The organism is Leclercia sp., assembly GCF_036780805.1.
Taxonomy (GTDB): domain Bacteria; phylum Pseudomonadota; class Gammaproteobacteria; order Enterobacterales; family Enterobacteriaceae; genus Enterobacter.
Map to the genome: position 1 here is coordinate 1064415 of NZ_DAIQCE010000001.1, position 23387 is coordinate 1087801.

Genomic DNA, 23387 nt, shown 5'->3' on the forward strand with positions numbered 1-23387 from the left:
AAGGCCCTGGCGCGCAATGTGATGATTTAAATAACTATTAACGCGGTTATTGATATTGGTATAAATAAATAACTTTAATTCAATATTAAGGGGCGGGTGCCGATAATACTTCAGACCGTTTTATTTCTGAGGTAGTTATGTCGTTAAAAAAGTCGTCCCTTGCCATTCTGCTTGCCCTGCTGTTTTTCTTTGTTGCCAGTGCCGCAACCAATGTCTGGCTGGCCATTAAAAGTAATGATTCACTGGATAACGTCAATAAAGAGATCCTGGTGGTGCTATCCATTATCGATCCCATTAACCACAGCCGTACCCTGCGCGTGCGGGTCATGGAGTATATGAAGCAGGCGGAGAGCGGGGATACCACCGGGCTGTCTGAGAAGCTGGACTCGGTGAAGCTGGCCCTGACCAAAGCGGATGGCGCATTCGCCGCCTTTAATGCCGCGCCGCGTCTGGCGGATGAAGCCCCGTTAGTAAAGGACTATGACGACGCCTGGCTTGCCTACCGTAATGAGGGGCTGGAGCCATTGATTGCTGCGGCCTCGGCGCACGATGCCGCAAAATTTGATGCCTTGATCCCGCAGATTTCCCGCCTCGACCGTCAGTATGAAATCGTCCTCGACCAGGTGCTCTCCCTGCACCAGAAATACGCGAAGCAGCTCAACGACGATGCGCGCTCGCACTTTGCCTCCGGCTTAACCATTATTGCCGCCTTTGCCGCGCTGTTTGTGGTGGTGATTATTGGGGTAAGCGTCCTGATGAAGCGGTTTGTCTTTGCGCCGATTAACCTGGCCCGGGAGCACTGCAGCCAGATCGCCGCCGGTCAGCTGACGGAAGCGGTGCCGCAGAAGGCGGGCTCGAACAACGAAATCGATCTGCTGATGGGCTCGATGGAACAGATGCGTCTGGCCCTGCTGGAGACCATCTCGCAGGTGCGCGAAGCCTGCCGCACCGTCAATTATGCCTCCCAGGAGATTGCCTCGGGCAACATCGACCTGGCCTCGCGTACCGAGCAGCAGGCTTCGGCCCTGACGGAAACCGCCGCCAGCATGGAGCAGCTGAGCGCCACCGTCGCCAATAACACCGACAACGTGTATCAGGCCGGTAAGCTGGTGCAGGATGCGGTGAACAATGCCCGTACCGGCGAGGCGGTGACCCGCGAGGTGATCGAGACCATGAACACCATCGCCGCCAACTCCCAGCGCATCGAAGATATCACCAGCGTGATCAACAGCATCGCCTTCCAGACCAATATTCTGGCGCTGAACGCCGCGGTAGAAGCCGCCCGTGCAGGCACTCAGGGGCGCGGTTTTGCGGTGGTGGCAACCGAAGTCCGTACCCTGGCGCAGAAGAGCGCCGTGGCGGCGAAGGACATTGAAAACCTGATAGCCCAGTCGGTCTCCAGCGTGAAAAACGGTTCGCAGCTGGTGAATCGTTCGGGGGAGGTGATTCATGCCATCATCAACTCGGTCAATAAAGTAAACGCCCTGATGGAGCAGATTTCGGTCGCCTCGGAAGAGCAGAGCCGGGGTATCGGCCAGGTCGGCCAGGCGGTGACCGAGATGGACGGCGTGACCCAGCAAAACGCCGCGCTGGTGCAGGAGTCCGCGGCCGCGGCCGCTTCGCTGGAAGAGCAGGCGAAGCACCTGACCCAGAGCATCGCCAGCTTCCGACTGCCGGAACCGGCATAACACGTATAGCTCCCTCTCCCTTGAGGGAGAGGGTTGGGGTGAGGGGGAACATGCTGCGCCGGAGGTGATTCCGTTCACTTTACGTTCTTTGTTTCTCTGTTAATCACGTCACCCGTGAACGTGTTAAGGGGGCTATCGCCGCCCCCTTAACAATCCCGGCTCCCGGCAAAGAAAATCGCCGCTTCGCGGTGCCTTCGGCTTTTTCCTTTCGGCTGTCGGGTCGGGCACCAGCCTGCATCCCTGCAGGCTATGCCCTCTCGGCGCGTCCCTGCGCCTCGCCCCGGCCTACAGGAAACGCCTCAGCGATTTTCAGCCGGACCAGGGAGCCGCTGTAAGTTATTTATTCTTCTGAAATGATTTCATTGCTTAAGGCATGTTCGTAGGCCGGGTAAGGCGTAGCCGCCACCCGGCATGACAAACCGCACCCTTCGCAGTGACCCATCTCACATTAATTTTCCTGGTCTATGCTTGATGTTCATGCGCGGCATCACGTTGGCGCATTTTCTCTTTTTCCCTCTGCTTAGCGACTAACGCCAGGCAACCCGAGGATGATGGGTCAAACGAGGTGGTGGAATGACGGCTAAATCTATTAGGTATTGGGGTTGTGAATACAGCGATGCGAACAGCGTTCGCTTTCATCTGTGGGCCAGCGGTCAGCAGCACATCGATCTGCGCCTGAATGACGAAACACTGCCGATGCACCCGACCGGTGACGGTGGATTTGAACTGACGGTCAACGAGGTTGCCCCCGGTTCAGCGTACAACTTTATCCTGCCAGACGGCACCGCGGTGCCCGACCCGGCCTCCCGCGCCCAGCAAGATGATGTCAACGGCCCGTCGCTGGTGTACGATCCACACCGCTACGTCTGGCGCAATACGCACTGGCAGGGCCGTCCCTGGGAAGAGATCGTGGTCTACGAGCTGCATATCGGGACCTTTACCCCGGAGGGCACCTTCCGCGCGGCCACCGAAAAACTGCCGTATCTGGCCTCGCTCGGCATCACCATGATTGAGCTGATGCCGGTCTCCCAGGCCGGGGGCAATCGCGGCTGGGGCTACGACGGCGTGCTGCTGTATGCCCCGCACAGCGCCTACGGTTCGCCGGACGAGCTGAAAGCCTTCGTCGATACCGCTCACGGCCTCGGGCTGTCGGTGGTGCTGGATATTGTGCTTAACCATTTCGGGCCGGAAGGCAACTATCTGCCGAAGCTGGCCCCGGACTTTTTCCATCCTGAACGCATGACCCCGTGGGGGAACGGCATTGCTTACGACCTCGCGCCGGTACGGCAGTTTATTGTCGATGCACCGCTGTACTGGCTGACGGAGTTCCGCTTCGACGGCCTGCGTTTTGATGCCATCGACCAGATCGAAGACTCGTCCGACACCCACGTGTTGATTGAGATCGCCACCCGCATCCGCGCCGCCATCACCGACCGGCCGGTGCATCTCACCACTGAAGACAGCCGCAACGTGGTGTTTCTCCATCCGCGGGAGGAGGACGGTAGCGTGCCGCTGTTTACCGCGGAGTGGAATGACGACCTGCACAACGCCGTCCACGTGATGGCCAGCGGCGAAACGCACGCCTGGTACCAGGATTTTGCTGAAAAACCGGCGCAATGGGTGGCACGGGCGCTGACTGAGGGCTTCTCTTATCAGGGGGAACGGTCCCCGCAAACCGGTGAGCCCCGGGGAGTGAAAAGTATCGCTCAACCGCCAGTGGCCTTCGTCGATTTTATTCAGAATCACGACCAGGTAGGCAATCGTGCTCAGGGGGAACGCCTGCTAAGCCTGATCGGGGAGGAACCCACCCGGGTGCTGATGGCCGCGCTACTGCTGTCGCCGCATATCCCGCTGATGTTTATGGGCGAGGAGTTTGGTGAAACCCAGCCGTTCCTGTTCTTTACCGATTTTCACGGGGATCTGGCGCGCGCCGTGCGGGAAGGGCGCGCGAAAGAGTTCAGCGATCACGACGAGACGGTGCCGGATCCCAATGCGCCGGAGACCTTCGCCCGTTCAAAACTGGACTGGGACAAACTCAACCAGCCCGACGGCCAGAACTGGCTGCGCTTCACCCAACAGCTACTGCAGCTGCGCCAGCGGGCAATTGTGCCGCTGCTGGCCGGGGCACAGGGCGGTAGCGGCAGGGTGCTGAAAACCGCGCCCGGCTGTGTGGTAGTGAGCTGGACCTTTACACAAGGCACGCTGACGCTGGCGCTCAACGTGAGCGACCAGCATCAGTCGATGCCCGATATAGCGGGTGAAACGCTGTTTGCCTGGCCGGAAGGCCGCAAGGAACTGCTCGCGAACACCGTTATTGTACGTTTTGCACAAGGAGAACCAACCTGATGATCCCCACAGCGACCTGGCGTATTCAGTTTCGCAACGGCATGACCTTCGATCGTGCCGCCAGTCTGGTGCCGTATCTGCAACAGCTTGGCATCAGCCATCTGTATGCTTCGCCAATATTTACCGCCGCCCGGGATTCGACGCACGGTTATGACGTCACCGATGCTAACGAGATTGACCCTTCTATCGGCGGTCGCGCCGGATTTGAGCGGCTGGTCAGCGCCCTGAAGGCGGCCGGGCTGGGGTTGATCCTCGATATTGTGCCGAACCACATGTCCACCTCGCTGGAAAACGGCTGGTGGCGCGATGTGATTGAGCACGGGGAGAAGAGCCGCTACGCCCGCCATTTTGATATCGACTGGTCCCGGCGGCTGACCCTGCCGTTTCTTGGGGATGATTTTGAGGTGGTGCTGGCGAACGGCGAAATCAGCGTTCAGCGCGACCCTGACACCGGCAAACCGGCGCTGGCGTATTTCGACACCTTCTACCCGCTGACCCCCGACAGCTGGGAAGGGCGCGAAGAGGCGGTGCTGAGCCTGAGCGATCCGGCGGACATCACCCGGCTGCATAACCGCCAGCCGTGGCGGCTCACCAGCTGGCGCGATGCCCCGAACGATCTCTCCTGGCGTCGCTTCTTCGAGATTACCGGCCTGGTGGGCGTGCGGGTTGAAGACGACGCGGTGTTTGATGAGAGCCACAAGCTGATCCTCGACCTGGTGCGCTCGGGCGCGGTGGACGGGCTGCGCATCGATCACGTGGACGGCCTGGCCGACCCGCGCGCCTACCTGCAGCGTCTGCGTCAGGAGGCGGGCCCCGACTGCTATATCACGGTCGAGAAGATCCTCAGTAAAGGCGAGAACCTGCCGACGGACTGGCCGATATCCGGCACCACCGGCTATGAATTTATCGCCTCGCTGTCAGAAGTGCTGATCGACGACGACAAAATCGATGGCCTGCGCCAGGCCTACGACACAGTAATGGGCCGCCCGGTGGATATGCACGACGAACTGCGCGACGCGCGGCTGCTGATGGTGGACCGTAACTTTGCCGGGGAATTTTCCACCCTGCTGAAGCTGGCAGAAACCCTGGCCCGTACCGAAGGTGTCAACATCGAAGAGGAGCCCCTGCGGCTGGCGCTGCGCGAGCTGCTGGTGGCCTTCCCGGTTTACCGCACCTACGGCACGGCGCAGGGGATGTCTGCCGCGGATGTACGGCTGCTGAACCATGTGGCGTCGACGATCGTCGCCGATCCCGACGCCATCGCGCTGCTGATGCGCATTCTGACCGGGGAGGTCTCCGAAGAGGCCCGCGATACCGCCACGAATTTCCGCACCCGTTTCCAGCAGCTCACCGGGCCGCTAATGGCGAAATCGGTGGAAGATACGTTGTTCTTCCGTCAGCACATGGATCTGGCCCTCAACGAGGTGGGTGCCGAGCCGGTGCCGCGCGCCTTCTCGCTGACGCGTTTCCATACCGAGATGACCGCGCGACGCGACCGTCAGCCGGACGCGCTCTCCGGTACCTCGACCCACGACACCAAGCGCGGGGAAGATGCCCGCGCCCGACTTTACAGCCTGACCGAAGCCCCGGAGGTGTGGGCAGAGTGCGTGACCCGCTGGCAGCAGCTGAACCAGACCCACGTGCGTTTTCTGAATGATGGCACGGCACCGCGCGCCGCCGACACCTGGATGCTCTATCAGGCGCTGGCGGGGGTCTGGCCGCCGGAGCTGGATCCGCAGGATGCGGCGGGGCTGAACGCGCTGGAGGCGCGTTTCCTGGCCTTTGTTGAGAAGGCGCTGCGCGAGGCCAAGCTGCGTACCGACTGGGTGGACAGCAACGAAGCCTATGAAACGGTGGTGCTGGAGTACGCCCGCCATCTGCTGTCGCCGGAGAATCAGGATTTCCTGCAAGACTTCAGCACCTCACTGCGTCCATTTATCCGCGCCGGGCTGGTGAACAGCCTCAGCCAGACGGTGATCAAACTCACCGCTCCGGGCGTACCCGATGTCTATCAGGGCAGCGAGGGGCTCAATTTTAGCCTCGTCGATCCTGATAACCGCCGCGAGCCGGATTTCGACCAGCTCTGTCAGCAGCTGGCGACGGCGGATCGGCAGATTGCCACCCGCGAGGCGAGCTGGCTGGACGGGCAACTGAAGCTGTCCGTCACCCGCACGCTGCTCCATCTGCGCCAGCGCAAACCGGCGCTGTTCCGTCTGGGCAGCTATGTGGCGTTGCTCACCCGCGGCGAGCGGGCGGATAAGGCCATTGCCTTTGCCCGCGTGGATGATGACGACGTACTGATTGTAGTGGCACCGCGTCTGGCGCTGGCCAAGGCCGCGCAGACGTTTCCTGTTACCGGGTCGGCCCTGTGGGGAGCGACAGAGGTGGTTCTTCCTCCCGGTCTCGCGGGGCGCAGCTATCAGGACTGTTTCAGCGGTGAAACCCTGGTCCTGGGCGAAAGCCTTCAATTGAGTGATGCACAGGATTGCTGGCGGGTGTTACTGGCCCGCGGCTAATGATTATTACTGTTCGAAGGAAAGACTTTATGGCATTTGACAAAATCTATGAAATCCAGCCAGGGCAGAGTTACCCGCTGGGGGCCAACTACGATGACAAAGGGGTGAATTTTGCCCTCTTTTCAGCCTGCGCTGAACGCGTTGAGCTGTGTCTGTTCGACCCGAGTGGGAAAACTGAAATTGCCCGTCTGGAATTACCGGAGTACACCGATGAAGTCTGGCACGGCTATGTCCCGGATCTGAAACCGGGCGCGCTGTACGGCTACCGCGTGTATGGCCCTTACGATCCGGAAAACGGGCACCGTTTTAACCCGCATAAGCTGCTGATTGACCCCTATGCAAGGGCGCTGACCGGAGAGCTTATCTGGAACCCTTCTCATTTTGGTTATGAACTGGGGCACGACGATCTCGATCTCAGCTTTGATACCCGCGACAGCGCGCCCTATACGCCAAAATGCCGGGTTATCGATCCGCGGGTGTTCGACGGACAGGATCCGCATCGCCCGGCGGTGCCCTGGTCCAGCACTATCCTGTATGAAACCCATGTAAAGGGCTTTACCCAGCTCAACCCGCTGATCCCGCCCGAACTGCGCGGTACCTTTGAGGGGATGGGGCATAAAGCCACGGTGGATTACATTAAAAGCCTCGGCGTGACGTCCGTTGAGCTGCTGCCGGTGCATGCGTTCCCGGACGATCAGCATCTGCTCGAGCGGGGGCTGAAAAACTTCTGGGGCTATAACACCCTGAACTTCTTCTCTCCGGCGTCGCGCTACGGCGGCCCGAACGGCATTCAGGGGTTCCGCGACATGGTGCGCGCCTTCCACGATGCCGGTATTGAGGTGATCCTCGACGTGGTCTATAACCACACCGCCGAAGGCAACGAGCTGGGCCCGACGCTGTCGTTCAAGGGCATCGACAACTTCTCTTACTACCGCACCATTGCCGGACAGCACCGTTACTACGTGAACGATACCGGCACCGGCAACACGGTGAATACCTCGCACCCGCGTGTGCTGCAGATGGTGATGGACTCCCTGCGTTACTGGGCGGAGTCGATGCATATCGACGGCTTCCGCTTTGACCTCGGCACTATCCTCGGCCGCGAGCCGGAAGGGTTTGACCCGCGCGGCGGCTTTTTCGATGCCATGATGCAGGATCCGCTGCTCTCGCGGCTGAAACTGATTGGCGAGCCGTGGGATATCGGCCCCGGTGGCTATCAGGTGGGGGGCTTCCCGCCGGGCTGGGGGGAGTGGAATGATAAGTATCGCGATACCGTGCGGGAGTACTGGCGCGGGGATAACGTCTCCTCTGATTTCGCCGCGCGGCTGCTCGGCTCGGGCGATCTGTATGACCAGCGCGGGCGTCGCCCGTGGGCCAGCATCAACTTTATTACCGCCCACGACGGTTTCACCCTCAACGACCTGGTCTCGTTCAACGAGAAGCACAACGAGGCTAACGGGGAAGATAACAACGACGGCCACAATGATAACCGGTCATCGAATTACGGCGCCGAAGGTCCGACCGACGACGAACAGATCAACGCCCTGCGCGAGCAGCAGAAGCGTAACTTCCTCACCACGCTGCTCTTCTCGCACGGCACGCCGATGCTGCTGGCCGGAGACGAGTTTGGCCGCAGCCAGTTGGGCAATAACAACGGCTACTGTCAGGACAGCGAGATCAGCTGGGTACACTGGGAGAATCTCCCGGAGAGCGCCGAGGCGCTGCGCAACTTTACCCGGCATCTGATCAAGCTGCGCACCAGCCAGCCGCTGCTACACCGGGAGAGCTGGCGTGACGGGATGGAGGTCACCTGGTTTAATGCCGGCGGTGGGCCGCAGCTGCCAGAGCACTGGGACGAGGGCACCACGCTGGGGCTCCATCTTACCCGGGCCGATCTGCATGGACAAAAGGGGATCTGGCAGGAGGTGCTGCTGTTGATCAACCCGTACGAGGGGGCGGTGCCGTTCCGTATCCCAGAATGCGGTGAACAAGGCTGGGTGCTGGAGCTGAGTACGGCCGGGGATGACAATATTGGGAAGGCGGTGATCCCGGATACCGATTTTCCGCTGCCAGGCCGCAGTATCGTGCTGTTACGGCGGCCATAACGCGCGGGGTTACTTGTTTGCCCGCGCTCTGTCCCACGGGCTGGTGGTCTCGTCGTCGGCTTTTGCCGGCGCGGGATCCTCCAGCGAGTCCAGATACAGGGCTTCGACTTCGGCGCGCGCCCATGGGGTGCGACGCAAGAACTTGAGGCTGGATTTGACGCTGGGGTCGCTGTTAAAACAGTTGATTTTAATTAGCTTTCCCAGCTGCGCCCAGCCGTAGCGCGCCACCAGGGCATTAATCTGCATCTCAAGCGTGACGCCATGCAAAGGATCTTTCGAAGGGTGAGCGGTCACAGGCATCCTTTTTAGTCTCTGGCAAGGGGTTGAAAGCGGGGAAGGGTACAAGAAAAGCCGGGGGCCAGCAAGCGCCTTGAAGGGCTCCCGAACCTAAGGAAAACGCCATGTTGATTGCCCAGGTTTCCGATATTCACGCCGCCCCTGACAATGATCATCTGGCCCGCTTTGACCGGGTGCTCGGGTGGCTGGCACAACTGCAACCGGACGTGCTGGTGCTCTCCGGGGATTTAACCGACGATGGCTGGCTTGAGGGGTACCAACAGATCGCCGCCCGCCTGCGTCAGCAGACTTACCCTTCCTTAATATTGCCGGGTAACTCAGACGATCGCCGTCTGATGCGTGCGGTATGGGGAGAGGACAAGTGGGCGAAGAATGGCTGTGACGGTGCGCTGCATGCGGTTTATGATGCTGACGATCTGCGTCTGATAGGTCTCGATTCGACAGTGGAGGGACAGGATTATGGCTCGGTGACGGCCCATCTGGACTGGCTGGAGAACCAGCTCGACCGGGCAGACGCCATGCCGTCGCTACTGTTCCTGCATCATCATGTTTTTGTCTCCGGGATACCGACGCTGGATGACAGCAGGTGTAGAGGGCTGGAACAGCTGGAAGAGGTCATCGAAAGCTCAGTGAACCGACCGCTCGCCATTGCATCCGGGCACGTACACAGACCGGTAGCAGGGATGTTTGCGGGCATTCCGGCCCATATCTGTACCTCCGTCTGCCCGGCCAATCCGGTCTGGTTTGGTACCGATAAGGTTCCTCCCGTAGAGAACGCGCCGGGGCTGATGATCCACCGCTACGTTGATGGGGAACTTACCAGCCATCATGTAGGGGTTTGAGCGCGAACGGATGTTTTTGAAACACCGTTCCTATATACTCTGTTTCCCAATCCCGCTGCTATTGAACCGATGAAAACGCATAATAAAAATCTTCGAGCCTTTCATTTCTCCGCCTTTCGCTCTCTGTTTGCCGCCCGTTTTCTCACCGTGCTGGGCAACGGTATTGCCCCCATTGCGCTGGCTTTTGCGGTGCTGGATATCGGGGGATCGGTCTCCGATCTGGGTGTCGTTGTTGCATCCAGGTCAATCTTTAACGTGCTGTTCCTGCTGCTGGGCGGGGTGTTAGCGGACCGCTACTCCCGCAGCCGGGTATTGGTTTCTTCTTCTCTCGTGGCGGCCATCTCGCAGGCGATTGTGGCCTGGTCGGTGCTGGACGGTTCCGCCACGGTGATCGGGCTGGCCTTGCTCGGTGCCCTGAACGGGGCCGCCGCCGGGATCGCCTTACCGGCATCCTCCGCCCTGATCCCTCAGACGGTTCCCGCCCGGAACCTGCGTGAAGCTAACGCCTTTCTGCAGGCCGGTATTTACGGTGGAACGGTGATCGGCGCATCGCTGGGCGGGATTCTGATAAGCGCCGTCGGGCCCGGCTGGGGGCTGGCCATTGATGCGCTGGGATTCGCCGCCGCCGCGCCGCTCTATTATTTAATCCGCGTTAAGCCACACGAAGGCGGTTCCACGCAAAGCAATATCCTGCAGGATCTGAAAGAGGGGTGGAAAGAGTTCGCCAGCCGGGCCTGGGTGTGGGCTATCGTCGTCCAGTTCACCATTGTTAATGCGGCCTTCAGCGGCGTGATGATGGTGCTCGGACCGGTGATTGCCGATGCCTCCTTTGGGCGTGCACACTGGGGGATGATTATTGCGGCCCAGAGCGTGGGGCTGATCGTCGGGTCATCTCTCGCGCTGCGCTGGCGTCCGCGCCGCGACCTCTTTATCGGAGTGCTGCTGGTGTCATTCTGCGCGTTACCCCCGTTGATGCTGAGCCAGCTTGCGGCCACCCCCTGGCTGATGGTCGCGTTCTTTATTGCGGGCGTGACCTTTGGTCTGTTTGGTGTCGCCTGGGCCCAGTCGCTGCAAACCCATATTCCGCAGGACAAGCTGGCCCGGGTTTATGCTTATGACGCGGTGGGATCCTTTGTCGCCATTCCCTTCGGGGAGCTTATCGCCGGCCCGCTGGCGATCCACTACGGTACCAGCAACGTGCTGCTGGTTTCCGCCGTTGCGGTGGTGATTGCCACCGCGGGGGCGAGCCTGGTGCCGGCAATTCGACGGCTCGAGAGTGGTTCTCAAATGGCATCACACACCTCGGCAGGCAGTTTGTAGTTCGTAGGCCGGGCAAGCGCAGCGCCCCCGGGGATTCCTTTCTGGAAGGAGCCTCGTAAACTTAAAAATAACCCTCTGAAATTCAGGGTTAACGCTTTTCTTGACGTTATCAGCGCCGTAGAGTGACTGCGTATTCTCTGTGGGCGAACGTTGCATGCAAATTGTGAAAGAGCCGTATATCACCGCGCACTAAACGAGGCTTGAGGAAGCATCAGGCTGGAGACACCCTGACTATACATATGCCAGGCATCTGCATATACTTAGCATATGTATAAAGCCCAACCCACCAGGAGAAATACCATGAGAACCGTATCTATATTCAAAAACGGCAACAACCGCGCCATTCGTCTGCCTCGGGATCTGGATTTTGAGGGGGTAAGCGAGCTGGAGATTATCCGGGAAGGGGACAGTATCATCCTGCGTCCCGTCCGCCCGACCTGGAGCTCTTTTGCGCAGCTGGAAAAGGCCGATCCGGACTTTATGGCGGAGCGCGAGGACGTTATCAGCGACGAAGGACGATTTGATCTGTGAACAAGACCTATATGCTGGACACTAATATCTGCTCTTTCATCATGCGTGAGCAGCCTGAAGCGGTGTTCAGGCGGCTGGAGCAGGCAGTGCTGCGTAATCACCGCATCGTGGTCTCGGCCATCACCTATGCCGAAATGCGATTCGGAGCGATCGGCAAAAAGGCTTCTCCCCGCCACGGTCTACTGGTCGACGCGTTCTGCGCCCGCCTCGATGCCGTCCTGGCCTGGGACCGGGCGGCAGTAGATGCCACCGCAGAAATCAAGGCCGCACTTGCTACAGCCGGGACGCCGATCGGTCCTAACGATGCAGCGATTGCCGGGCACGCCATTGCCGCCAGTACCATTCTGATCACCAATAATATGCGGGAGTTTACTCGAGTGCCGGGATTGGCATTGGAAGACTGGGTTAACTGAATACAGTCACAACGCCCTGATCACAGAAGGCCCTTTTAATGGTTTTCCGCAGGGGGCACGCCAAAATCGGGCATACCCTCCTTGTCCCAGCAAAAATATTTCAGCCGGGTATGCCGGATGTGAGCCGGGCCTTCTGATATGCCGGTGTGATTACGCGAATGATAAACCAGTACATCACGTCCGTTTTCGTCTGTGGTGAAGCAGCTGTGCCCGGGACCATACTGTTCGTTCTTTTCGTCAGTACTGAGCACGGCGTGATCCAGTTTCACCCAGTTACTGAACTGCAACGGGTCGGCATCCTTATCGATCCATAGCAGACCCATACCGTAATTCTCATCGGTCGCCGCGGCAGAGTAGGCGACAAACAGCCGGTCTTCATGCGTGATGGTGGTCGGTGCCTCATTCACGCCATTGACGCCGTCTCCACCTTTTTTCTCCCAGCGAAATTCCGGTTGACTGAGCATCAACGGCTCGCTTTTCAGGGTCCAGGGATTACTCAGTTCCGCCAGGTAAATGCAGGTGTTGCCAGCCACATCCGGGTTTTGTTGCGCCCACAGATACCAGTGTCTTCCCTGATGAAAACAGTAGGTACCGTCCAGGGAAAACGTGTCCAGCGGCGTCGCGATCCGGTGCGATTCCTGCCAGCTGCCTGTCATGGGATCGTCGCCGTCGCAGACGAGAACAAACATACGGTGCTGACTCAGACCATCGATCTGTTTGCGCGAGGGGGCGGCGCAGAAGTAAATGACCCATAAGCCATCAATCTGATACAGCTCCGGCGCCCAGATAAGTTCGCGACAGGGGCCGGTGTTGGGTTTACGCCAGACGGTGACGGGCTTACTATCCCGCAGACCCAGCAGTGTGTCTGCGCAGCGCAGTTCAAGGCTGTCATACTCCGGAACGGAGCCCGTAAAATACCACCACTGGCCATGCCGCAGGATATGCGGGTCGGCGCGGTCTTCAATGAAAGGGTTAGGCCATACTTTCATGAGAACCCCTCTCTAAAGTCTTTAAGCTAGTATGAAATAGGGTCGGCGTTACCGCAAACAGGCTACGACCCCCAGCGGGTTCTCAGATACCGCACCGCCTCCTGCGCCTGGGGCTGATTGAGGTTGTTCTCCCGGAACAGGATTGTGCCGTCGATCTGCGGCTCGGATTCATTCAAATCCAGCTGCTTTTTCAGCTCCGGCACGCCGCCTTGCACCGTCCAGTCGGGCTCTTTGCTTGAGGGTTCGCCCACCTTATACAGCGCGACGCCAATATAGAGCCGGGTATGGGTCGGTTTCACCACGCCAGCCCACCATTTCGCCAGCACGTCATAGCGCGCCGCATCGCGGGAGAACGGCCAGTAGATCTGCGGGGCGATATAGTCCAGCAGGCCCTGCTGCACCCAGCGACGGGTATCGGCAAAGGATTCGTCGTAGGCCGCAGCACCCCGGGTATCGGACCCGGCCGGATCGTGGGAACGGTTACGCCAGACGCCAGCCGGACTGACGCCAAACTCGACGTTGGGGTTAATCTGCTTGATGGTGCGCGACACCTGAGCAATCAGCTGCTGGGTGTTATCGCGTCGCCAGTCGGCTTTCGAGTCAAAACCCTGACCATACTGGCGGTACGTCTGGCTGTCATTCAGCATCGAGCCCGGGGATTCGGTATAGAAGTAGTCATCAAACTGCACGCCGTCCACCGGATAGCGCGACACCACTTCGGCCACGATGCTGGTGATCCATTCCCGCGCCTCAGGAATGCCGGGGTCGAGGACATAGCGATCGCCTGCGGTGCGGATCCAGTCGCGATGCAGAACAAACACGCTCGGCGGATTGAGCGACAGGGTGCGGTTTAGCTCTGCCACCGTGCCGGGCTTGGTGTTGGTGGATACACGATAAGGGTTAAACCAGGCATGGACCCGCATGCCGCGCTTGTGCGCTTCATCGAGCATAAACTGCAGCGGGTCGTAGCCGGGATCTTCCCCGATTTTGCCGGTCAGCATATCCGACCAGGGCAGAATTTTAGATGGCCACAGGGCGGTGCCGTCGGGTTTGACCTGGAAAAACACGGTATTGATCCCGAGGCTTTTCAGGTTATCGAGCTTATCGGTCAGCGCCTTTTGCTGCATGGCGATCCGCGAGGGAGCAGGGCGTCCGTTCACTGACTCCAGCGGCGGCCAGTCCAGACGGGAGACGGTCGTTAGCCAGACGCCGCGCACCGGCTCATGACGTCCTGTTTTATCCGGCAGGGGATGTTTAGCCACCGGCGGGAGCGGGGTGACCAGCGATTTTGGCGGCGTTGAGCTGCAACTGACCAGCAATAGCGCCCAGGCGATCAGGGCACCTGAACGTTTAAGGTGGGTGGCAAGCCGGGAATGACGTGAACAGGCGATGATAGACTCCATTTATACAGACGCCGGGAACATTTATTTTCGTTCTATTCGGGGGTAAGTCAATTCTTAACGGTGATTGCACGCAATACCTGCCATATTGCTGGTCGGGCAAATCGTGTAAACTACCTTTGGTATAGAAACGATATGGGGCATGTATGGTTGTTAAGCGGTTGCGAAAAGAGGATCGACGGGTGCAGTTGCTGGAGGTTGCCCGTGGGATCGTGCGTCAGCAAGGCACCGAGGCACTGACGCTCAGTTATCTGGCGGAGCGGGCTAACGTCACCAAGCCTATCCCTTACGATCACTTTGGCGATCGTGAAGGCTTGCTGATGGCGCTGTATCAGGATTATAGCGATAAGCAGTTAGCAAAATTCCGTGAAACGCTGACGGTCGATAATAAAACGCTCGAGAATACTGTGCGCTTTTTCAGTGCCGCCTACATTGATTGCGCCATGACCAGCGGGCCAGAGACCGGGCCCATTGCGGCCGCGCTCTCGGGTTCCCGGGCGTTGCAGACTTTCCGCGAGGCCTGCGTCGCCGAGTGTGCAGACTGCCTGCGTTCGGCGCTTGCCCCTTATGTCACGCTGAAAGGCGTGCAGGGTGAAGCGGCGCTGACGGCCATTATTGGCGCGGCGGATGCGCTCAGTACCGCCGCCAGCAACGGCGTGCTGGCCCGTCACGTCGCAGAAGAGATGCTGTGTGGGGCGATGTTTGGTGTACTGAACGTATACGCGAACCGCACAAAATAACCGCAGACAGATTGATCTATAAGTTACTAATGGTAACATAGCCGGACATTCATCTCCGTGCTGAGGTCACTATGTTTGTCAAAAATGATGTCAAGAATGCCCTGATCGTGACGGCGCACCCTGTCGCCAGTTCGTTATCCCATTCGCTGTCGGCACGCATTGCCCGGCGCCTGCGTGAGAAGGATATTCAGGTCGAGATTGCCGATCTCCATGCCGAAAGCTTTGCCCCGGCGATGGTTGGTCCTGACCTTGATGTCTATCACGGGGATGGCAGCGCGCTACCCGCAGATATTTTGCGTGAGCAGGCGCGCGTGGAAAGGGCCGATATGCTGGTGTTTGTTTTCCCGGTCTACTGGTGGTCGGTGCCTGGTCTGCTGAAAGGCTGGTTTGACCGTGTTCTCACCCTTAACTGGGCCTATAAAGTGGCAGAGGACGGGCGGATTGTGGGTAATCTACGTGATGTGCCGGTTCGCCTTATCGCAACGGCCGGTACCGATCCTGAAGGTTTCGACAAACACGGCTATTCGCAAGCGATACAAACCCAGATCGTCGAAGGTGTTTTTGGCTTTTGTGGCCTCAAGGACGTCAGGCTGGATATCCTCTATCAGGCAGACACCGCCACGCCGGAACAGGTTGACGATTTCCTGAACATCCTCGATGCCTTATAGGCTTTATGACGTAAGCCGATAGTGCGACTGCACCAGCCCCGAAGGGAAGCTGCGGCTTGATAACAGGGTCAAATCGATATCCTGCGACAGGGAGCTGAACAGCGGTTTTCCCGAACCGAGCAGGACAGGAACGGTAGTGATAACGATATCGGCGACCAGCCTTTCGCGCAGGAACGACTGGATAACCTGGCCGCCATCGATATAGACGTGCTGTACGTTCTGCGCCGCCAGGTCATCCATCACCTCCTTTGGCGTGCGGCGGGAGAACTGCACGTTGCCCTTCAGCGCCTCGGGCAGCAAGTTGAGTGTAGAGAGGTTAGCACCCGCGTCATTAAATCACTGCATCCCCACTTTCTTAGTACGCCTTCCCGTCGATTGCTTACACTTTATTGACGTGAGTTTACAAAAGAGGTGGAGAATGCCACAGACAACATCTCGTCTCTGGGCCGTGGTGACCGGGGTACTGGTCGCCCTGGTGGGGCTGGCATACATTATTCTCGGCGGCTGGCTGGCGTATGTCGGCGGCCCGGTGGTCTTTATTCTGTTCGGGGTCGGCTTTTTGCTCAGCGGCGTGCTGCTGTTGCGTCGGCGGCTGAGCGGGGTGTGGCTCTATCTGCTGGTGTTTCTCGTGTGCGTTGGCTGGTCGGTGTGGGAGGTGGGGCTGGATGGCTGGCAGCTGATACCGCGCCTGCTGGTGGTGGCGGTGCTCGGCCTGTGGATCAGCATGCCGTGGGTGATCCGCCCGCTCACCTTTACCCTTTCCGCCAGACGTAGCGCTATGGCCCCGGGGCTCCTCTATGTACTGACCATCGCCGCGATATTCGTCACCGGCTGGCATATCTCCGATACGCGTTTTATCCATCACCAGGAATTTCCGGCGAGCAGGGTAGCGCAGATGCCGCCAGGCGATCCTGACTGGAAATACTATGGCCGTACCGCCGACGGGCAGCGGTTTTCCCCGCTGATGCAGATCACCCCGCAGAACGTCAGCCAGCTGAAACAGGCGTGGCGTTTTGACTCCGGGGATGTGAAGCGCGAGGGGGAGGATAAGGCCGGACGCGAGTTTAATCTTGAGGTCACCCCGGTGAAGGTGGGGAATGTGCTCTATATCTGCACCCCGCATCGTCAGGTGATTGCCCTCAATGCCACCTCCGGCAAACCGCTGTGGAAATTCGATCCGCAAAGCGATACCTCCGCCAATGAGTATCTGGCCTGCCGGGGAGTGGCCTGGAGTGACGACGCTACCGACAGCACCTGCCCGCAGAAAATCATCACCACCACCGCCGATGCCCGGCTGGTGGCACTGAATGCCGAGACCGGGAAACCCTGTGCCAGCTTTGGGCAACAGGGTTTTGTCAGCCTCACGGACCATCTGGGCGAGGTGCCGCCCGGTTTTCATTTCATCACCTCCCAGCCGCTGGTGATGGACGGGCGTATTGTCCTCGGGGGCTGGATCTACGATAACCAGGCCACCGGGGAACCCTCTGGCGTGGTGCGGGCTTATGATACGCAAAGCGGCAGGCTGGCGTGGGCCTGGGACATGGGGCGTAATCCTGCCAACTCCCCGCTGAAGCCCGGCGAGGAGTATACCCGGGGAACCCCTAACGGCTGGGGCACTTATACCGCGGATCCCGAGCTGGGGCTGGTCTATATCCCCATTGGCAACGCCACGCCGGATTATTACGGGGCGCAACGCCGTCCCTTTGATGAGACCTACTCCAGTGCGCTGGTGGCGCTGGATATCCGTACCGGCGAGGAGCGCTGGCATTACCAGACCGTGCATCATGACGTCTGGGACTATGACGTGCCCATCGGGCCAACGCTGTTCGATCTGCCCGACGGTAATGGAGGCATCACCCCGGCGCTGGTGCAGACCACCAAAATGGGGCAGCTGTTTGTGCTGGACCGACGAACAGGCAAGCCCCTTACCGACGTTAACGAGAAGCCGGTACCCGTGACGCCGTCACTTCCCGGGGAACGGCTTTCACCGGTGCAGCCCGACTCCGTCGGCATGCCGAACCTGTCGCCTGCCGATCTGCGGGATACCGACATGTGGGGCGCGACCCCGTTTGACCAGCTGCTGTGCCGGATCCAGTTCCACCAGTATCGCTACCAGGGACAATTTACCCCGCCCGCCGAAGGTACCTCGATTGCCTATCCGGCCTTTGATGGGGTGATTGACTGGTACGGTGCCTCTGTCGATCCGCTGCATCACGTGCTGATCGCCAATACCAGCTATATCCCGTTCACCATGCAGATCATGAAAAGCGAAGAGGCGATTCAGAAGGGGTTAATGAAAAAATGGGCGGGCTGGGGGAGCGGGCAAGCCTATCCGAAACCGAAGGAGTTTGCCGTTGGGCCACAGTACGGTACGCCCTGGGCGGCAATCGTTAAGCCCTGGCTCGGCGTGCTGGATGCCCCCTGCAATGCGCCGCCGTGGGGGAAACTGTACGCCATCGATCTGGTGAGCAAAAAAATCATCTGGGAACGGCCGGCGGGGACGACCCGGGATATGAACATTTTTGGCACCCATATCAACGCGCCGCTGCCGACCGGTATCTTTATGATGGGCGGGAACGTGATCACCCAGAGCGGGCTAATCTTTACCGGTGCCACCGCAGATGATTATCTCCGGGCCTTCGATGAAGCCAGCGGCAAAGAGCTATGGCGCGCCAGATTGCCTGCGGGCGGGCAAGCCACCCCGATGACCTATCAGGGGGAGGACGGTAAGCAATACGTGGTGATTGCGGCGGGGGGACACGGCGGCCTCGGGACCCGGTCGGGGGATTCATTGATGGCTTATGCGCTGCCATGAGTCCTGAGACCTTACTCCTGCTGGCGCGCAGTCAGTTCGCCTTTACCATCAGCTTTCATATTGTGCTGGCGGCGTTCACCCTCGGGCTGGCGCAGTTTCTGATGGTGCTCGAGGGGCTCTGGCTGTGGCGTAAGCAGCCCGTCTGGCTCAGTCTCTGGCGCTACTGGAGTAAGGTGTTCGCCCTGAACGTGGCGGTGGGGATTGTGACCGGGGTGGTGATGGAGTTCTCGTTCGGTACCAACTGGAGCGGGCTGGCAAGTCGTACCGGGGCGGTGCTGGGGCCGATGCTCTATATGGAGGTGCTGGTGGCCTTCTTTCTGGAAGCAGGCTTTATGGGGGTGATGCTGTTCGGGATGAACAAGGTGCGGCCGTGGATCCACTTTATGGCCACCTGCATTGTGGCGGTGGGGTCGGTGTTTAGCGCCTTCTGGATCCTTGCCGCCAATTCCTGGATGCAAACCCCGGACGGGTATCTGATCGGCGCCGACGGGCGCTTCCGGCCCGTGGACTGGTTTGCGGTGATTATCAATCCCTCTTTCCCGTGGCGGATGGCGCATATGGTGGTGGCCGCGCTTCTGGGTACCGCCTGTCTGGTGGGTGCCTGTGGCGCATGGCATCTGCTGCGCGATCCCCGGCATCCGGCGGCCCGGCAGATGTTTTCTGTCGCGATGTGGACCCTGCTGCTCATGGCACCCCTGCAGGTCATGCTGGGGGATCTGCATGGAGAGAATACCCGGGATTATCAGCCAGTGAAGCTGGCCGCCATGGAGGGAAGCTGGGATCCGCCTCCGCCCGGACACGGCGAGCCGGTGCGGCTCTTTGCGCTGCCGGATATGGCAGAACACCGGAATCATTTTGAGCTGGCCATTCCCGATATCGGTTCCCTGTATCTGCGGCATAACCTGCAGGGGACGATCCACAGTCTGAATCAATATCCGCCCGATCAACTGCCCTGGGTGCCGCTGGTGTTCTGGGCGTTTCGCATTATGGTGGGGCTGGGTCTGCTGATGGTGGTAACCGGTATAGCCGGACTGGTTGCGCGAGTGCGAGGGCGACTATGGCAGTCGCGCGGGCTCCAGCGTCTGATGGTGATGATGGCCCCGGCGGGCTTTTTTGCCATGCTGGCGGGGTGGATGGTGACCGAAGCCGGGCGGCAACCCTGGACGGTATACGGTCTGGTGCGTACCTCAGAAAGCATCTCGCCCGTGGCGGCGCATTTTATTCTCGGCTCGTTCATTCTTATCGTCACGCTTTATCTGGCGCTGTTTGGGCTGGGGCTGTGGTTTTTGCTGCGCCTGCTCGCCAGACCGCCTATGCCGGAGGAAGAGGGGGCCGAGCCCGATGTTGCCCGACGCACCGGGAAAGGGGAAACCGATGCATGAGTTGATGGGCGTGCCGCTCCTTCAGGCCCTGTCGGCAGCGTCGCTGGTGGTGAGCCTGTGGATTTACGTTTTGCTGGACGGAACGGATCTCGGCACCGGCATGCTCTGCGCCTTTCAACCTGACGAGGACGCCCGGCATAAGATCAACCTCTCGTTACTGCCCATCTGGGACGGGAATGAAACCTGGCTGGTACTGGCGGCGGGGAGTCTCTTCGGCCTGTTTCCACTCGCGTACGCCATTATTCTGAGCGCGCTGTACGTGCCGGTCTTTACGCTGGTGCTGGCGCTGGTGGTACGCGGCATGGCCATTGAGTATCGCCACTATGCCCCGCGTCTGTTTGATACGCTGCTGGTGACGGGCTCGCTGCTGGCGACGCTGGCGCAGGGCATCATTGCCGGGAGTGTGATCCAGACGATCCCCAACAACGGGCAGCAGTTTACCGGCACCGGCTGGGAGTGGCTTAGTCCGTTCCCGCTCTTTTGCGCGCTGTCGCTGGTGGCGGTTTATTGCCTGATGGGCGAGGGCTGGCTGATCTGGCGTGGCACCGGGGCGCTGGCGCATCGGGCGAGGCGGGTTCTCCCGTGGCTGACGGCGATCGCGCTGTTGCTGATGGCCGGGGTCCTCTTCTGGTCCGGGCACCTCCAGGAGACATGGCGGCTGCATCTGCAGAATCCCGGCATCTGGCTGCCGTTCGCCGGGACGGTGCTGGTTGGTGGGGTTATGGTGTGGTTCAGCCTTAAGCGCGGGTATCCGTTTCTCCCCCTGGCCGGGATCCTCGTGCTGGTGAGTAGCGGCTTTGGCGCGCTGGTGTTTACGCTTTATCCGTGGATTGTTCCGGCGTCAATTACCCTTCATCAGGCGGCGGCGCCCCCGGAGACCCAACGCTTTCTGCTGATAAGCTTTGCGCTGCTGGCTCCGGTGACGCTGCTGTACAACACCTGGGGATTCAGGCTGTTTAGCGGGAAAATTCGGTGATCAAGTCTGCGCCAGGATCCGCTCCAGCGTGGCACCCATCGCCAGAATCTGCGCATCGCTGCCCGGTAAACCGTCTATCTCCAGCCCCACCGGCAGCTGGCTGGTGCCACCTAGCCCGACCGGCAGGGTCAGTCCCGGCAGACGCGCGTTGCTGCCGGGATCCACATTGCGGATCAATCGGGCAAAATTTTCCGCGGAACTGACCTCATCATTCGCCAGCGGGGCGACGACCGGCGAGGTAGGGAAGATCAGCCCGTCGAGCTGATGGTCGCGAAAGGTCTGTTCATAGAGGGCAATCAGCCGCCCGATCCCCTGTGAGATCGCCTGCTGATACAGCGGCCGCAGCGGGACGGGGTTACCGTTACCGTCCTGGATAAGTTCCGGCACAATGCCGTGCTCAAAGATGGCGCGTACATCCGGGCTGGCGATGTGCTGCACGATATCTTCCAGGGTCAGCCCGGTCTCATGCGCCTGTAAATAGTCCATCAAATCGTGCTTGCCTTCGTACATGACCACCGGGAAAGAGACGGCAGCGTTGGCCTCTTCAAGCCCCGGCATATCCACGCTTACCAGGGTTACTCCGGCATCGCGCAGCCTGGCGAGCGCGGCGTGGGCCTGCTGGCTCACCTCGTCGTCCAGCGCCTGCCAGAAACAGGGCGCAATCCCCAGGCGAATGGTCTGAGCGGGTTTAGGGGGTAACGCTTCGCCCCCGGCCATCAGGCTGTCGAGCAGGGCAATGTCTGCAACGTTGCGGGCCATCGGGCCCGCGGTATCCCGGGTGTGCGAGATGGGGGTGATCCCCGCCTGCGAATAGCGTCCGGTGGTGGGGCGGAAACCGACGCAGCCATTCAGGGCGCAGGGCTGGCGCACCGACGCGCCGGTATCGGTGCCGATGGCCACCGGCACCATCCCGGCGGCAACGGCCACCGCGCTGCCTGACGAGGATCCACCCGCAATGCGGCTGACATCGTGGGCATTGCGCACGCCCTTTATCGCAGGCGTGTGGTACGCCGCGTTGTAGCCGGTGACGCCAAAAGCCAGCTCATGCATGTTGCATTTGCCAATAATAATGGCGCCCGCGTCGATAAGGCGCTGGATCACCGGGGCGGTGGTGTTGGGCACGAAATTTTTCAGGGCAGGCGTACCGGCCGTATTGGGCAAACCGGCGACGTGAATGTTGTCTTTTACCGCGACGGGGACGCCGCCCAGCGGTAACGGTGCGCCGCCGTTCGCGAGGTGGTTATCCCAGGCTTTTGCCTGCGCCAGCGCCTGTTCGGCATCGACCGTAATAAAAGCGTTGAGATGGTCCTGGGCATCGATGCGGGCTAAGCAGGCGCGGACCAGCGCTTCGCTCGACACCTTTCGTTCATTGATGAGGCGTGCCGCGTCAGCGGCGGTGAGGGTATCCAGTTGTGCAGGGTTTGCGGGTGTTATTATTTTCATTGGCGGTTTCCGTACAGTAGGTAACCGCAACATTTAGGCAAATCTGCAACCCGCCCGCCATCCTCAGGATTGAGGAGGCGTTAATGCCTGAGGCGCGAGGCCAGCTCCGTGCGGTTGGCGCAGTCCAGCTTTTTCAGGGCCTGATTCAGGTGGGTGCGGACGGTGGTGAAGCTGATATTCAGCAGGCGGGCGACCTCTTTATCGCCCAGGCCTTTACTGACCAGGCTGGCGACTTCCTGCTCGCGGGCGGTTAACGGCGAGGATGCCTCTCCTTTGGGCAAGGCTCTGGCAAACCAGGGCTCCAGCAACTGCAGCAGGGCGATCTCGCGTTGCCCGAACGGCGGGGCACCTTTTGCCCGCCAGATGCGCAGATCGCCCACGTCTTCACCCTCACGGACAAAATAGACATTCACGCCGTGGTGCATTCCGCAGGGTTTCAGGAACTCATGATAAAAAGACGTTTTGTATAACTCACGGGCAGGCATCACGTCATCAACCAGCGTCGGGCGCTGCTTAGCGCGCAGAAGTGGGGTGATGGGATCGATGTATTGCCAGGTGCTGGCATGCTCGCGCATCGCTTTTTCGTCGATGTTCCAGCTGACGCCGTGGCGTGAGGTGTTGGTAGTAGAAGACCAGATGCAGGATGCTGCAAAATCGGCCTGCAACAGGGCGCAGACATTTTCCAGCGTCTCCTGGCGCAGGGCGCGGCTGCCCTGGCCCGAGCCGAGTTGCCACAGGATATGCGAGAAGAGATGAAGCTCGTGGTGACTTAACGGGATCTCCATGCCTGATGTTTTCCCTGTGGTTTTGTGTCAGTGAGTGTAGAACAGGCCGGGCGCAGCGTCACGATTACCCATAGTTACAACATACAATAAACTCATACGACGAAAGCACATCAACATTGTGCCCCTTTGTC

At 59.8% G+C, this 23387-nt stretch carries 18 protein-coding genes and 1 pseudogene; 13 read left to right on the forward strand and 6 right to left on the reverse strand.

Features of this window, described 5'->3' with window-relative positions; translation table 11 throughout:
- The first annotated feature begins 137 nt into the window (after nucleotides 1-137).
- The 4 genes from V7Q49_RS04940 (at nucleotide 138) to glgX (ending at nucleotide 8655) form a co-directional block, all read left to right on the forward strand.
- The gene (locus V7Q49_RS04940; RefSeq protein WP_333849625.1) at nucleotides 138-1688 is read left to right on the forward strand and encodes a methyl-accepting chemotaxis protein; all 1551 of its coding nucleotides are present in this window, start codon (nucleotides 138-140) and stop codon (nucleotides 1686-1688) included.
- 573 nt (nucleotides 1689-2261) lie between these two features.
- Nucleotides 2262-4034 carry a malto-oligosyltrehalose trehalohydrolase gene (gene treZ / locus V7Q49_RS04945; protein WP_333849626.1) on the forward strand — a complete coding sequence of 591 codons (1773 nt, stop codon included), beginning with the start codon at nucleotides 2262-2264 and terminating at the stop codon, nucleotides 4032-4034.
- Nucleotides 4034-6550: a malto-oligosyltrehalose synthase gene (treY, locus tag V7Q49_RS04950; RefSeq protein ID WP_333849628.1), complete on the forward strand. Its 2517-nt coding sequence runs from the start codon at nucleotides 4034-4036 to the stop codon at nucleotides 6548-6550. The genes treZ and treY overlap by 1 nt, the downstream gene beginning before the upstream one ends.
- 29 nt (nucleotides 6551-6579) lie before the next feature.
- Nucleotides 6580-8655 (forward strand): glycogen debranching protein GlgX, encoded by a 2076-nt coding sequence (gene glgX, locus V7Q49_RS04955; RefSeq protein ID WP_333849629.1) that lies wholly within the window; start codon nucleotides 6580-6582, stop codon nucleotides 8653-8655.
- 9 nt (nucleotides 8656-8664) lie between these two features.
- On the opposite strand, the gene V7Q49_RS04960 is transcribed toward glgX, so the two are convergent.
- A complete protein-coding gene (locus tag V7Q49_RS04960) occupies nucleotides 8665-8949 on the reverse strand; it encodes a VF530 family protein (RefSeq protein ID WP_333849630.1) in 285 nt (94 codons plus the stop codon).
- A gap of 107 nt (nucleotides 8950-9056) precedes the next feature.
- Between V7Q49_RS04960 and V7Q49_RS04965 the strand changes: the two genes are divergently transcribed.
- The 4 genes from V7Q49_RS04965 to V7Q49_RS04980 all read left to right on the forward strand — a co-directional run bounded on the left by V7Q49_RS04965 (nucleotide 9057) and on the right by V7Q49_RS04980 (nucleotide 12058).
- The gene (locus tag V7Q49_RS04965) at nucleotides 9057-9794 is read left to right on the forward strand and encodes a metallophosphoesterase (protein ID WP_333849631.1); all 738 of its coding nucleotides are present in this window, start codon (nucleotides 9057-9059) and stop codon (nucleotides 9792-9794) included.
- 69 nt (nucleotides 9795-9863) lie between these two features.
- Nucleotides 9864-11114: an MFS transporter gene (locus V7Q49_RS04970; RefSeq protein WP_333849632.1), complete on the forward strand. Its 1251-nt coding sequence runs from the start codon at nucleotides 9864-9866 to the stop codon at nucleotides 11112-11114.
- A gap of 300 nt (nucleotides 11115-11414) precedes the next feature.
- Complete coding sequence (vapB, locus tag V7Q49_RS04975) at nucleotides 11415-11645, forward strand: type II toxin-antitoxin system VapB family antitoxin (RefSeq protein ID WP_333849633.1); 231 nt, start codon at nucleotides 11415-11417, stop codon at nucleotides 11643-11645.
- Nucleotides 11642-12058 (forward strand): PIN domain-containing protein, encoded by a 417-nt coding sequence (locus tag V7Q49_RS04980; RefSeq protein ID WP_333849635.1) that lies wholly within the window; start codon nucleotides 11642-11644, stop codon nucleotides 12056-12058. The genes vapB and V7Q49_RS04980 overlap by 4 nt, the downstream gene beginning before the upstream one ends.
- A gap of 35 nt (nucleotides 12059-12093) precedes the next feature.
- On the opposite strand, the gene V7Q49_RS04985 is transcribed toward V7Q49_RS04980, so the two are convergent.
- Nucleotides 12094-13047 (reverse strand): glycoside hydrolase family 43 protein, encoded by a 954-nt coding sequence (locus V7Q49_RS04985; protein ID WP_333849636.1) that lies wholly within the window; start codon nucleotides 13045-13047, stop codon nucleotides 12094-12096.
- Nucleotides 13048-13109: 62 nt separating this feature from the next.
- Nucleotides 13110-14450 carry a glycoside hydrolase family 10 protein gene (locus tag V7Q49_RS04990; RefSeq protein ID WP_333849637.1) on the reverse strand — a complete coding sequence of 447 codons (1341 nt, stop codon included), beginning with the start codon at nucleotides 14448-14450 and terminating at the stop codon, nucleotides 13110-13112.
- Between the two features lie 143 nt (nucleotides 14451-14593).
- On the opposite strand from V7Q49_RS04990, the gene V7Q49_RS04995 reads away from it, so the two are divergent.
- Together V7Q49_RS04995 and V7Q49_RS05000 are read left to right on the forward strand one after the other, a co-directional pair.
- Entirely contained in the window at nucleotides 14594-15187 is a 594-nt protein-coding gene (locus V7Q49_RS04995; protein WP_333849638.1) for a TetR/AcrR family transcriptional regulator, read from the forward strand.
- Nucleotides 15188-15258: 71 nt separating this feature from the next.
- A complete protein-coding gene (locus V7Q49_RS05000; RefSeq protein WP_333849639.1) occupies nucleotides 15259-15855 on the forward strand; it encodes an NAD(P)H-dependent oxidoreductase in 597 nt (198 codons plus the stop codon).
- 3 nt (nucleotides 15856-15858) lie between these two features.
- Here V7Q49_RS05000 and V7Q49_RS05005 read toward each other — a convergent pair.
- Nucleotides 15859-16152, reverse strand: a pseudogene (locus V7Q49_RS05005) (dihydrofolate reductase family protein); the annotation flags it as partial.
- A gap of 121 nt (nucleotides 16153-16273) precedes the next feature.
- Between V7Q49_RS05005 and V7Q49_RS05010 the strand changes: the two are divergent.
- Genes V7Q49_RS05010 through V7Q49_RS05020 form a run of 3 tightly spaced genes read left to right on the forward strand, consistent with a single transcriptional unit; the run spans nucleotide 16274 to nucleotide 21028 of the window.
- Nucleotides 16274-18670, forward strand: a complete 2397-nt coding sequence (locus V7Q49_RS05010) for a membrane-bound PQQ-dependent dehydrogenase, glucose/quinate/shikimate family (RefSeq protein WP_333849640.1) — start codon at nucleotides 16274-16276, stop codon at nucleotides 18668-18670.
- Nucleotides 18667-20052 (forward strand): cytochrome ubiquinol oxidase subunit I, encoded by a 1386-nt coding sequence (locus V7Q49_RS05015; protein WP_333849641.1) that lies wholly within the window; start codon nucleotides 18667-18669, stop codon nucleotides 20050-20052. The genes V7Q49_RS05010 and V7Q49_RS05015 overlap by 4 nt, the downstream gene beginning before the upstream one ends.
- The gene (locus V7Q49_RS05020) at nucleotides 20045-21028 is read left to right on the forward strand and encodes a cytochrome d ubiquinol oxidase subunit II (protein WP_333849642.1); all 984 of its coding nucleotides are present in this window, start codon (nucleotides 20045-20047) and stop codon (nucleotides 21026-21028) included. Before V7Q49_RS05015 ends, V7Q49_RS05020 begins: the two co-directional genes overlap by 8 nt.
- Here the strand turns inward: V7Q49_RS05020 and iaaH are convergent, their stop codons facing one another.
- Nucleotides 21029-22471 (reverse strand): indoleacetamide hydrolase, encoded by a 1443-nt coding sequence (gene iaaH / locus V7Q49_RS05025; RefSeq protein WP_333849643.1) that lies wholly within the window; start codon nucleotides 22469-22471, stop codon nucleotides 21029-21031. It abuts the gene before it with no gap.
- Nucleotides 22472-22551: 80 nt separating this feature from the next.
- Nucleotides 22552-23256: a response regulator transcription factor gene (locus V7Q49_RS05030; RefSeq protein ID WP_333849644.1), complete on the reverse strand. Its 705-nt coding sequence runs from the start codon at nucleotides 23254-23256 to the stop codon at nucleotides 22552-22554.
- Nucleotides 23257-23387: the final 131 nt, after the last annotated feature.